Source organism: Desulfatibacillum aliphaticivorans DSM 15576, assembly GCF_000429905.1.
Taxonomy (GTDB): Bacteria; Desulfobacterota; Desulfobacteria; order Desulfobacterales; family Desulfatibacillaceae; genus Desulfatibacillum; species Desulfatibacillum aliphaticivorans.
The window spans coordinates 48,338-60,922 of record NZ_AUCT01000029.1 but is presented as its reverse complement, the minus strand read 5'-3'; the positions used below and the strand labels follow the sequence as shown (position 1 = coordinate 60,922).

Here is a 12,585-nt window from a genome sequence, read left to right as displayed (position 1 = left end):
TCAGCCGTTTTTCCAGTCCACAAGTTCGCTTAAGGCCATCATACCGTCATGGCTCATACCCGGAAACATGGTCCCGCTATGGCCCAGATCCACAATGTTGCTGACTCCCCGGGCGGCGATTTCATCCTGCAGCCGCTCCTTTACGGAAAGGGGCGCCATGCTGACCGTGGAAACGCCGGGATGCAAATAGGGCAGGGCGCTTTCCAGCCTATCCAGCCTTCGGACAATGATCATGCGTTGCATGGTGACGGCGGAGAGTGGAATTTCCCTGTCCACCAGGACGACCCCGGAACAAAAACGGCCCTCCTCGCTGTTCACGAACCAATCTCCGTCAATGAGCACGCCGCGCATGACCCGTTTGATCTCTCCGACGAAAAACGGGTCCACATAGTTGGGGGACGCCCGGTCAAAGGCGGCCAGCGTCCTTTGCAGGGCTTGGGCGTATAATCTGGCTTGGTCCTCGTCTGCTTCTATGTAGTGGATCTGGGAGGCGATGCAGGCTTTTTGATTGGCGACCAGAGAGTCCGCGACGGCCGCGGCCGCCAGGTCTTCCAGGCTTTCAGCAAAGGCTTCCCGGCCGATCATGGAAACCCCGTAGCGCGGATTGAAGGTGAGCACCTTGGTGAATAAGGCCCGCTTTTTGACCGATTCCACGGCGTCAGGCGCTCCCCACACCACAATCCTGTCAAATGAGTTGGGCGCGAAAAAGGCGTCTTCCACGGCGGTCTCTCCTCCCGGCCAGTATACGATGGACAAATGCCTTGTTATGGGATGGTCCGGGGCTGCCGCCGGAAGCCCCAGAGACAACAATGCGCCGGGCAGGGTGGCCCCGTATGGGGATTTGATCACCGCCGCCGATTTGGTGAGGATGGCCCGCAAAGCCGATATAAAAGGAATCTGGGGCGCGTTGCCTGCCGTGATGTGCAGTTGCCGGGTGGGCATGGCCCGCATGGACGGCTTGCGGCTTTCCCAGGCAGGGGCCTTTGCCCCCAGGGCCTGGGCTGCAATCAAATGCACGGGAGCAGGCAGGACCGCGGCGCCGGGCAATTCCACCCAGCCGTCCAAAAAGCGTGAACCCGCCAGTCCCCATACGCCAAGGTCCTTATCCACCGTGGCTTTCGCGGAATGAGGATCGATCAGTATGTTTAGGGCGTCGAATCCCAGGTTATGCCATTGGTTCGGCAACTGGGCCGTTTGGATCGTGAGGTCCCGGAGGGAGTCCAGAAAGGTTTTTTCCTGCGCGAACAAGGCCCCAAGGCTTTTTAAAAGCTCCAGGATCTCCTGAAAGGGCGTGTTGTACAACGCGCACAGGGCGGAAAAGTCGTTTTCCAAAACCTCCCGGGGCGAGAAAATTGGCATGACCGAATATTGATAGGCGCCGGTCGGGCGCATGGTTTTGCGGTTGATGACGGGCTCCCGCAATACCTGAGCCTTTTCCAATTGCGCATGGCTGATGAAAGCCCCTGCCGGCGCAACTTTTTCCGCCGCATCAAAGGCCCGGAGTATGTCGTCAAAATCTACCCGGGCGGGCGTGCGAAGGCTCCCCTTGATTAAGAATGGGAGCCGCATGACGTTGTTTTCGCCGGAGTGCAACAGGTCAAATTTGGCGCAAAGATCTTGCATATTCGAATCGACAAGGCGCCAGCCTTCTTCCTTTAAGTCGTCTTTCATGATCCCCTCCATGGTCGTTCATCAGGCGTTGATTTTGGCCATAATGCCCCCGCATCCTTTGACCTCCCTTCCCGGACTTCTTGCAATGGAAATGATGGCTGGCCCGCCCCGGCCGCAGGGGCACGGCTCATTTACGCGCCGTACATGGTCCCCGGTAATCAGAAAACCGGGATAGCTTTCGGCGAAGGGATCGATAATTCCCAAAGTCCCTGTCACGTCGTCTCCGCCCAAAGGCCTAAGCCCAGGATCCAGGATGACGGTTTCAAAATGAGGCGGGATGTGATAGCGCCCCTCCGGGCAGCGCAGCATAAGCCCCTGGATTTCCGTCATGGAGTAGCCTTCCGCGATGAAATTGCGCTCTATGCCCAGGCTTTCGCCGATGAGTTCCAGAAGCTCCTCTTCGGGAATGCGGTTGCCGTCAAAGGATTTCCAGCCTCCCCCGAAAAACACGGCGCTGCCCTTTTTTAAGCGCAAATTCAGCTTACGGGCCTTGACCTCCTGGCAAATTTCCAGCAATAAATATGGAGTTCCAAAAATAATGGCCTTCCGCCCCCGTTTGGAGGATTTTTCCAAGGCGCTTAGCATGCGATGATAATTGGCTTTTTTGTCGTGAACCGTGGTTTTTAAAAAGGCGTCGATGACCGCCTGCTCCTCCGGAGCCGTCGCCCCCCGGATGATGCCTCGCACAGCCATGGGCGATAAAGGCGCGTCATATAGAAAAAAAGCGTTGCGGCAATACTTGGCCAGTTCCTGGCCCACAAGCTGAATGCCCTGGGCGCCGCCTGAAAAATTGCAGAAGTATCCGTCGAAATCCCTAAAAATCAGACGGCCGTAGCGATCGGTCAGGCTCAGCAGGGCGTCAGGCTCCATATTTTGGCAGAGCAGTTTCAAAGCCAGCTTTTTCCAGGAGGGGATCACCCCCTGGTCCGCGGCCGTCATGGGCGTATATAGCAGCGAATTTTTTAAAAAATGCCGCCAGGTGTTTTCGTCCCTGGGAACGAAAGACATATTCCCGGACGTGCCCGAGGAAAAAACCAGGTGGATTCCTTCTTTTTTCAGAAGATCCAGCCACTGGTCCATGTTCCGGGCTTTGCCCGCAGCCTGGGAGGGGCCTATGTCGCCCACCTTGGCCAGCCAGCGGTTCATGCCCTGGAAATCCCTGTCGTCCAAGAGGCCCTGGGGATAGGATTTGAAGATGTCGTCGGGTATCATGCAATGTTCGATGATTTGGTCCAGGCCGGGGCTGTCGCCATTCATGCCGGCCATGCTGCAGACCTTGGCGAAACAGGGGATGCTGCGCCGATACCTGAGATAATTGGCCGCCGCCGCCTGCTCCCTGAGTGTGCGGGCTTTATCCTGGTCGCAGGTTTTGGTTGCAGCCCACTGGACCATGATTTTTTTCAGGCCGTCCTGGGCTTGCTTAAGAGCTTGATCCGGGTATGCAGTCATAGGCGTTCTCCTGGGGCGGGAAAAGGGTTGATATTTTTTTGAACATAGTCCATGATAATGAACATAGTTCATGTCGTCAACGAAAATTTGCGTGATTTCCAATGTTGCGCTGTTTTTTTCAATCATCCAACAGCCCATTACAGGCGCCAAGGGGGAGTATGAAAGAGGACGTATACACCAGGCTGGGAGAAAGGCTGAACAAAAATCCTACAAGAATGCCGCTGGTGCCGGAGGTTCTGGGGTTTCTGCAATCCATATTCAATGAGGAGGAGGCGCAAGTAGGCGCCGATTTTCCCTTGGGCTCCCATCCGGTGGAGGCTTTGGCGGAAGCTATGGAGAGGGAACCGGAGGAATTGCGGGCTATGCTGGAATCCATGGCGGATAAGGGTCTGGTTTTTTCCAAGGACAAGGATTCGGGCGTGCGGGAGTATTCTTTGCCTCCGTTCATGCCCGGCTTGATTGAGCTGCAACTCATGCGCGGCAGGGAGGATGCAGTCGAGGTTCGCCAGGCAAAATTGATCAAGAAAATGCTGGACGGGGTGGAGGAAGCGGTCAAAGGGCTTTTCATGATGCCGGAAAAGGCTCGCCGTGTGATCAAGCCGGCCCTGCGCACCCTGACGGTTGAGCAGGAGTTGCCGTTGGAGTCCGGGGTTCAGCCTTACGAAAGGGTGGCCGAGGTTATCAAGGCCGAAAGCTCGTTCGCCGCCGCAGTCTGTCATTGCAGGCAGCAGGCCAAGTTGACGGGAGATCCCTGCAAGGTGAAGGACGCGCCTTCCCACACCTGTTTGTATTTCGGAAGCGCGGCGGATTATGTGGTGGATCGCGGCTTCGCCTCCAGGGCCACCCGGGAGGAGTGCATGGAAATTTTGGAAGCCAGCGAAAAAGCCGGGCTGGTGCACAATGTGAGCAATTTCGACGGCGACAACATTGTGCTTTGCAATTGCTGCGGATGCTGCTGCGACTTTATGATCAAGATGAAAAAATACCGGGGCGTGCGCATGGTGTATCCTTCCAATTTCGCCGCCAGAATAGACGGCGATCTTTGCATAGGATGCGGCGAGTGCCTGGACAGGTGCCAGGTGGCGGCCATCTCCCTGGACGGGGACGCCGCCGTAATCGCCGGGGAATATTGCATTGGGTGCGGCAACTGCGCTACGGTGTGTCCCCAGGAAGCCATTAGCATGGTTCGGTGTGCGGAAAAAGCGCCTCCGCCCCGGCCGGATTTCATCGTAGGGCTTGGGGTGTAGGGGATATTTCAATTTTTGGAGATTTTTTGTGACCGTCAAACGATTCAGGGAATTACGCAAATCGCAAAAGGAAGATCGCAGGCAGGCCATTACGGACACGGCGGAGGAAATCCTTACGGCCAAGGGGATCGACGGGGTGGCCATTCGCAGCGTGGCCAAGGCCGCAGGGCTTTCCGTGGGCTCCATCTATGTGTATTTCAAGAACAAGGAGGAACTGCTTTTAAGCATTCTTCTTAGGCATCTTGCGGCCTTGGACGCGGTTTTTGAGGAAAGAATCCAGGAGCCTGACCCGGTAAAGGCTTTTAAAGCCATGGCGCATGATTACAAGGACTATTACCTGCAATGCGGAAGATACATCAGCGCAATGGGGTATTTTTACGAGCAGGGCGACAAGACGAAGGACGTCAATCCCGATCTTATGGAAGAGTTGAATACCCTGCTGGGCCGAATCCTGGAGAAGATACATTTTATCCTGGCGCGCCCGGCAATGGCGCCCATGCTGAACGGCCTGGACCCCGCCCGCGCCATACCTATTATTTGGAGCATGATCACCGGCGTGGCGGAACTGACCCTGGCCTCGGCCCGAAGCGTCCAGTCCGGTTTTGATTTTGAGCAGGTGTTGAATGATTCCATCCATGTTTTGACGGGGAGGGGAGACGCCTCCTGACAAAGGAGAACAGCTTGAAGACTATAGTGGCCTTGATGCGGTGTAAGGAGTATGATTTCGAAACCTTGAAGGATGTCGTCGCAAGGGGAGTGACGGCGGCCGGATTCGATCTTTCTTCATTGGGCGGTTTGAGGGTCGCCCTGAAGCCCAATCTGTTGATGCCCAGCCATCCGGATAAATGCGTGGTCACTCATCCCGTGTTTTTTCGGGCGGTTGCGTCCATCGTCAAAGATTACGGCGGCCATCCGGTTTTGATTGAAAACCCCAATTTTTTCTCCCTGGAAAATACGCTTAAAAAGGCTGGCTACGGCCCCATTGTGGAGGAACTGGGCATTGAAGTCGCCGATCCGGTCCCCACCCGGCCCTTGCACTGGGAGCACGCCAAGCTGTACCGGACCATTGATATTTCCGCCGCCTATTTTGAGGCGGACGTCATCCTGAATCTGGTGAAATTCAAGACCCATTCCTATTCCTACGTAACCGGCGCGGTAAAGCATTGGTTCGGGACGATTCCCGGTTTGAAAAAATCCCGGATGCACATGCGCGTGCCCGACCAGATGGATTTCGCCGATTATTTGCTGGACCTTTACGGCGGCCTGAAGTACGGATTGGGGGACGGCAGGAGAATCTTTCATATTGTAGACGGCGTGCGCTCCATGGAAGGGGAGGGGCCGGGGCCTACGGGCTCGCCCAGGGATTGGGGCGTGGTCATCGCCGGAGAGGACGCCATCGCCGTGGACTGGGTTGCGGTAAAGACCGCGGGCCTGGATGCCGATAAGGCGTATACCCTGGTGCAGGGCTTTAAGAGGGATTTCGGCCCCAACTCGCCGGATGACATCCAGGTGCTGGGGGAAAGCATTCAGGATTTGGCATGCCGGTTTACGCCGCCGAAAAACACCGTTTACGGCGGAGTGGTGTGGCCCCTGACGTCCAAAACGGTAAAAAACTGGCTGGTGGAAAAACCGGCCCCAAACCCGGAAAAATGCGTTTTATGCTATCAATGCATGAAAACCTGTCCGGCGGAAGCCATCTCCAAGCCCCGGGAGGGCAAAAAAACGCCGGTTTTTGACTATCGAAAATGCATCCGTTGCTTCTGCTGCATGGAAATTTGCCCGGAAGCCGCCATCGGCTTGAAAAAAGGGACGCTGCAATGGTTGTTTTCGTTTAAATAGGAGATTGCGATGAGCAGCTTGAAAATATACCGGTCCCTGGCCGAGAAATTCGTTTTTAAAAGCATGTTTCCTAACGTGCTTGTAACCGATTCCCTGCTGGCTTTGGTCAAGTTTTTATTCGACGAACAGGAGGCGAAGGTGTTGAACGCCCTGTCCTTTGCGCCCAAGCCGGCCAAGACCGTGGCCCGGTATGCCAACCTGCCTTTGGAGACGGTGCGGCCCATTTTGGAGGACCTGGGAGACCGGTTTATGATCTTGCGCCTGACCATGGCCGGGGTTCCCGTTTACAATCTCCTTCCTTTGGCGCCCGGCATATTTGAATCCCAGATGATCCGGAGCAAAAGCGATGCCGAAAATGCTCCTTTTTACAGGGAATTCGCCAGATTGTTTGAAGACGTGTACCACGAATACATGCTCTATTTTAAGGACAAGGCCAAGGGAAAAGACCTGCGCTTCGGCCGAATCGTGCCCATTGAAAAATCCCTGGAGTCCACCACGGGCGTCATGCCCCTGGCCACGGACAGGTATTCTGAAATCGTGGAACGGAACCGGAGCTTCTCCCTGGTGGACGTGTGCGCCTGCCGGACGCATCAGGAATACCTGGGGCAGGGGTGCGGACGGGCCATGCACGCGTGTTCGGCCATGGGCTGGCTGGCGGACATGGCTATAGACAAAAATATCGCCCGAAGGGTTTCCCGGGAGGAATTCCTGGACGCCAAAGCCGCCGCCGTGGAAGCGGGCCTGGTGAACATGGTGGACAACCTGGAAGACCCCATGCAGGTGTGCTCGTGCTGCACCTGCTGCTGCGGCGTCATGCGCATCCTCAAGGAATACAACATCCCCACCATCATCGCCAAAAGCCATTTTGAGGCCAGCGTGGACGCGGATAAATGCATCGGCTGCAACCAGTGCGTGGAAATCTGCCCCATGGAGGCCCTCTCCCTGGTGGACGACAAGGCGGTCATCGACCACACCCGATGCATCGGCTGCGGCCTGTGCGTCCCCAAATGCGGCAAGACCAAAGCCATCAGCCTCAAGGAGCGCTACGGTCATAAACCGCCTTCCAAGGACGTCCTGGCCTACGCGGCCGAGCGGATCGAGGAGCTGAAAGGCATCCAGAAATCCCTGCTGCCCAGGCTCACCCTGGGGGCGGGAAGCCTGCTGTATCAGCTTTCCCCCAAGCAATTGACCGGCCCCCGGTACAAACCGCCCAAGTCGTGAATCAGGGCGTTTTTCGCGCAGATTATCGGTGAAGATTGTTTGATAATCCTGCCATTTATGAAAAATTTTCTATGGGTTTTTTTGGGGCGTCCATCTGGATTGTTGAGTCAGACCTCCCTGCTCGAAGTTCATGGTTAGTGGATTATTCTGGGATGTCCCAAAAATTATGGAATTTCCTGTCAGAAAGCACATACTTATTTTTTGAAATAATATATTTCGACGAGTTTACAAGTTTAATATAATATATTGATATACAATATATTTTTAGCTTGAAATCAATTTAGTACTGTCGTATATTTGAAAGTGTAGATGTCGTATTTTTGGAAGGAGGCGGCCGTGCCGGTAAAAAACACCTTAGAGAGCAAGATAACCTACCGCGTGAAGCGTAGTAAGACGCCTGTTTTTGTGCGTGATGATTTCAAGGATATTGGCGGCTACGATCAGGTCGGACGCATTTTGAGGGGGCTTGTGAAAAAGGGGGTCCTGGTTAGTCTGGGTTACGGGGCCTACGCCCGCTCTAAAAGATCAAGCGTTAGCGGCGCTGTTGTTCCGGAGAAGCCCCTGCCGGAACTTGCAAAAGAGCTTCTGAAAAAACTCGGCGTTAAGGTGGTCCCATCATCCGCCGAGAGGGCTTATAATTCAGGGAAAACAACCCAAGTTCCAACCGGGCGTGTGATTGGCGTCAAAGGCAGGATTGTGCGGCGTATTGGCTATAATGGAAGGTATATCTCTTTTGAAAAAGTCAGTTGATAAAACTGTTATTCAGGATATTTCCTTAGAGTTAGGTCTTGATCCGTCGTTTATCGAGAAGGATTGGTACGCGGTGCAACTCCTTGTCCTTCTATCTGATTTCAAAAGCGATAAAGAGGTGAAAATTGTATTTTCAGGCGGAACCAGCCTCTCCAAAGGCTATGGTCTGATAAAACGATTTTCCGAGGATTTGGATTTTATACTGACTATTCCTGAGGGCGTCTCGCTGTCCGCTGGACAAAGAAGAGCCTTTCGCAGGGAGTTGGTCTCTGCAATACAAAGGGATGAGCGCTTCAATATTGACGAAGATAAAATCCAGCGCGGCGACAGCCATCGTTTCTTCAAAATACCTATTCAATACGACAGGTTTTAGGATGCCGCATCCCTAAGACCGCATCTTCAGTTAGAGATGTCTTTTAAGGAACTTAATCGGCCTTTTGAACGCCGGAGTATACGTTCAATGGCGTCTGAAATGGCAAAATCAGACCCGGAGCTTGAAATTGACTGCGTCTCGGCTATAGAGACGGCAGGCGACAAATTAAGTGCATTAACGTGGCGTATCCTCGTTCGTGACAGGGCGGATGAGAAAGATGACCCCACAATCATACGACATCTTCATGACCTTGCTGCGCTGGAGAATATGATTTTAGACGCATCAGATGATTTTGTATCCTCAGCTAAAAAATCTTTGGAACAAGATAAAAATCAAAGGGGCGGCGATATTATTGCGAATATGTCTGTTATTGACAGACTGGCGAACACATTAAAAATTCTGAAAGAGGATGATTTGTACAAAAAAGAGTATACGATGTTTGTAACAAGCATGTCCTATGCGCCCGAGGATGAACTGACAGGATTTGAGGGAGCGGTTCATGCGCTTGAAAGAATAATTTATCATTATAATGCATTATCCGAGTAAAGCGGATTTTGTTTCATGAATTGCGCAGATTTTGAGTTTAAGGAACTCTTTTGGAGATGTCCCCAATGATTTCAAAACAGATATCCGGCCCAAGATACAAACCGCCCAAGTCGTGATTACGGGCGTTTTTAGCGCGGATTATCGGTGAAGACCGTTTGATAGTCCCGCTCATCAAAGATAAATATCAATCAAAACCTTTTTGATTGGATAGTAACCATCTTACAATCAAAAAAGAGACACTGTCCAACTCCTCGCAGTCCATCTTATATGAGGCGCGGATTACGCTTATATGCTGAAATTCTTGTTAATATAAATTTTCCCTTTACGGATGCGCCCCCCCATTGTATTATTTCTACGCTTGTTCCGGCCATAGCGCCAGACGATGAATGCGCCGGCCTTTTTTTGCTACTGCAGCATTGAGAGTGGAGGGAGTATGAAAAAAATGTTTGGATGGCTGCCCAAAGCAGCCGTGGTTGCGGCCCTGTTTTCTTTGGTATTTCCGGCTTTTGCAGCCGATAAGGCTACCAAGGAGGAATGCATCGGTAAGTGTGAGGCGGCGGCGCAATTGATGGAGACTAAAGGCGCGGCGGAGGCCTTCAAGGCGATCAACGACAAAGGGGGGGAGTTTGTCTGGAAGGATTCTTATGTTTTTTGCCTGGACCTGGAAAAACAGTGCAACGCAGCGCATCCCATCAGCCCGGCGCTTATCGGGCGCAATCTCATGATGGCCAAGGACGTGAACGGCAAGATGTTCTTCGCAGAGTTCATCAGCGTGGCCGTCAATCAGGGAGAAGGGTGGGTCAGCTACATGTGGCCCAAGCCCGGCGACCAGGGGCCTTCCCCCAAAATCACCTACGTCAAGAAAGTTCCCAACCAGCCCTACGCCATGTGCGCCGGCATTTACGAATAAGCCTGAGTAAGATAGGCGGACGAAAGGCCGCCCGGCCTGTTTAGCCCGAACAATATCAATGGGGCTGCATGGGAGACCATTCCCGCGGCCCCATTGCTGTTTTTGGGCTTCGGGAGTCAGCTTTTGCCAAACAAAAATGGATGCCGCTTCGCGGCGGTTTTTTAGGTAGGCGCGGCTATTCACACTGATGTTGGATTTTGCAAGCTATTCCCAACCTAATATTGGCATTTGCTATGAGGTTGAAGTGATGATATAAAACCCTGTGACAGAATAAAAGATGTGAAATTATGTTGCGCAAGCCGAGAGGCAAAACCCCATGTGGCCCTTTATCAAGAAAATCCAACGGCCGAAAGCGCCCAAATACGACGCTCAGGAACGGGAATTGACCGTATCCGTGACCAATATGGCGGATTACGTCCGGGTTGCGGAAATCTTGCCGCTGGATGCCCTGTCCGAGTTCATGAACCGGTATTGTGAGCTGAACGTCGAGGAGATTCATTCCCGGGAAGGATGCGTGGACCGGTTTGAAGGGGACAAAATTTTCGCCTTCTGGGGGCTTTTTGAGACGGAGAAGCATAGCGCCCAATTGGCCTGCGAAGCGGCCATGGCCCAAATCCAGGCCATGAAGCGGTTTCATGTCTGGGCGGCGGAGCGCGGATATCCATGCCCCGGGATAAGAATCGGGATTAACACCGGCCAAATGGTCGTGGGGAATATGGGATCCGACCAGCGCATGGGCTACTCGGTCATGGGCAAGGAGGTGAGCATCGCCCATGCCGTGGAGGAAGCGGCCAAGAAGCATGGGTTTGAAATTCTCGTCTCAGAAAGTACGGCCGGGAACGCCCAGGGCGTCCCTTTCGGCGAACCCGTTTCGGTTGATTTCGCCCAGGAGAGTCTGGTTGCCTATCCCGTCTGTACCAAATCCATTCATTAAAACGTTTATGGAGCTATTATGAAAAGTTGCAGCCCGCGGTATTATCTTCTCCTAATCGCTCATATTATTTTACTTATGTGCGTTTCGCCGGCCTTGGCCGGGGTCTGTTCTCGCATGCCGGCAGACATTGACGATGCTCATGTAATCCTGGAGCAAGGCCTTGCCCCCGAAACCCTTGCCATGATCGACGCCATGGAATCGGAAGACGACATGATTAAGTTTCATTTTGGCTTGGGGACTGGCATCAGAAATTGTTGGGGATTATGGAGCGGTTCCGAATTCCAAAAATATTTGGTGGAGCTTGGTTTTCGGCATCCTGACGATATGTCCGGGACGATTCTGGACACATTCTGGCGCAAGCGCCATGGCAAGACTTTCGACATTCAAGACTATGTCGCTCATTACGCCGCATACTGGAAGGAGGCGGAAAAGGCGGAGGAAGAGGAAAAAGTCCGGGTTGAGGCGGTTAAACAAAGGATCCGCTCCATGATGATGGGCCTTCAACTCGAGAGCCGGGACGCGACGAAAATTCGCATGCCGGATAGAGTATACAATTCAGAACGAGCCCGGCAATTGGCGCCTTATGCAGGCGGCGTTTTTATTTCGGTTAGAAATTCGGCGTGGAGAACGGAAGACGATTTTGTTACCGAAGGTTACTTTTTCACTCCGGCAACCGGGAAAATTCATAAGGTTTTGACGCCTGAAATTGCTGAAACGCACTCGGTTGTCGCCATTGGCCGGACAGCCTGGTTCACCGGGGTGACGGAGGGGCGCACCATTCTTATAGGCCTCAGGGACAATACGCGTTTCCACATCCCGCTGCCGCAAGCCGGCCCGCCGCCCTCTCTCGGCTTCCACGGCGACAAACTCCTGGCGGTCTATCCCAAGGCAGTGTACCAACTCGAAGAATCAAGATGGGAGCTTCTGTATTCAGGAGACATCCTTCTGCCCAAGCCCGGCCCTCCACCCGAATTGCATGGGAACGTGCTATACATCAGGGATGAAGGAAAGCACGAAAACAATAAACGGCTATGGCTCCTGGAAATCGGACCAAAGCCCAAATTGGTCAGCCTTGATAAAGATGTGGGATTGGTGGGGTGGCACGGGCCGCGTTGTGAGAACTCGTACTCCTATGCGGTTGCGGAAGACGGCGATCTTTGGGCTTGCGTGGGGGGATGCATAACCAGATGTTCTCTACTTCGCAGGTCTGAAAACGGGCGCTATTCCATTGCGATCATTAATAACTCTACCGTGTTTGACAACAATTTGTTTGGATCGGAGGAATCCGACCAGGGCCTTACAGTTACTGCCGTAAAAATACTTCCCAATGGAGAAATGGTTCTGGCCGGGGCGTGTGGACTGTTTCGCCTCGTTGGAGACCGGGTCATACAGGATTTTTCCTTTACGAACACAAGGCAGAAGATTCCGTTGAAAAACAAGGACACCGTGTACCATTGGAACTGGGAACCAAGCAAGCTGATGCGCCTGGAAGACGGCTCCTATTTAATAAGCGGGGCGTTTGGCGGAATCTATCTGCTCGCCAAAAAGGACGAAGAGGGATGGCGCCTTCAGGCTTTGGACGAAGAATTTGGCGAACCTCTTTTTTGGTGAAACAGGAAGCGTTGCTTTATGCTTTTCCCGGTCT

General features: G+C 53.2%; 10 protein-coding genes and 1 pseudogene. 9 read left to right on the top strand and 2 right to left on the bottom strand.

Annotated elements, in window-relative coordinates:
• The gene (locus G491_RS0121935) at positions 1–1,671 is read right to left on the bottom strand and encodes an acyl-CoA reductase (protein WP_028316088.1); all 1,671 of its coding nucleotides are present in this window, start codon (positions 1,669–1,671) and stop codon (positions 1–3) included.
• 21 nt (positions 1,672–1,692) lie between these two features.
• Entirely contained in the window at positions 1,693–3,120 is a 1,428-nt protein-coding gene (locus tag G491_RS0121930; protein ID WP_028316087.1) for a LuxE/PaaK family acyltransferase, read from the bottom strand.
• 158 nt (positions 3,121–3,278) lie between these two features.
• On the opposite strand from G491_RS0121930, the gene G491_RS0121925 reads away from it, so the two are divergent.
• The 9 genes and pseudogenes from G491_RS0121925 to G491_RS31960 all read left to right on the top strand — a co-directional run bounded on the left by G491_RS0121925 (position 3,279) and on the right by G491_RS31960 (position 12,551).
• Positions 3,279–4,367: a 4Fe-4S dicluster-binding protein gene (locus G491_RS0121925; RefSeq protein WP_028316086.1), complete on the top strand. Its 1,089-nt coding sequence runs from the start codon at positions 3,279–3,281 to the stop codon at positions 4,365–4,367.
• A gap of 28 nt (positions 4,368–4,395) precedes the next feature.
• Positions 4,396–5,034 carry a TetR/AcrR family transcriptional regulator gene (locus G491_RS0121920; protein ID WP_012610293.1) on the top strand — a complete coding sequence of 213 codons (639 nt, stop codon included), beginning with the start codon at positions 4,396–4,398 and terminating at the stop codon, positions 5,032–5,034.
• Between the two features lie 14 nt (positions 5,035–5,048).
• Positions 5,049–6,206, top strand: a complete 1,158-nt coding sequence (locus G491_RS0121915; protein WP_012610292.1) for a DUF362 domain-containing protein — start codon at positions 5,049–5,051, stop codon at positions 6,204–6,206.
• 9 nt (positions 6,207–6,215) lie between these two features.
• The gene (locus tag G491_RS0121910; protein ID WP_028316084.1) at positions 6,216–7,427 is read left to right on the top strand and encodes a 4Fe-4S binding protein; all 1,212 of its coding nucleotides are present in this window, start codon (positions 6,216–6,218) and stop codon (positions 7,425–7,427) included.
• A 336-nt stretch (positions 7,428–7,763) separates the two neighbouring features.
• Positions 7,764–8,177 carry a DUF6088 family protein gene (locus G491_RS0121905; RefSeq protein ID WP_012610290.1) on the top strand — a complete coding sequence of 138 codons (414 nt, stop codon included), beginning with the start codon at positions 7,764–7,766 and terminating at the stop codon, positions 8,175–8,177.
• Positions 8,143–9,096 (top strand): annotated as a pseudogene (locus tag G491_RS36410) (nucleotidyl transferase AbiEii/AbiGii toxin family protein). The gene G491_RS0121905 and the pseudogene G491_RS36410 overlap by 35 nt, the downstream one beginning before the upstream one ends.
• 433 nt (positions 9,097–9,529) lie before the next feature.
• Complete coding sequence (locus G491_RS0121895) at positions 9,530–10,006, top strand: cache domain-containing protein (protein WP_028316083.1); 477 nt, start codon at positions 9,530–9,532, stop codon at positions 10,004–10,006.
• A gap of 316 nt (positions 10,007–10,322) precedes the next feature.
• Positions 10,323–10,940, top strand: a complete 618-nt coding sequence (locus G491_RS0121890) for an adenylate/guanylate cyclase domain-containing protein (protein ID WP_028316082.1) — start codon at positions 10,323–10,325, stop codon at positions 10,938–10,940.
• Between the two features lie 114 nt (positions 10,941–11,054).
• Positions 11,055–12,551: a DUF6794 domain-containing protein gene (locus G491_RS31960; protein ID WP_035219801.1), complete on the top strand. Its 1,497-nt coding sequence runs from the start codon at positions 11,055–11,057 to the stop codon at positions 12,549–12,551.
• The last annotated feature ends 34 nt before the right edge of the window (positions 12,552–12,585 follow it).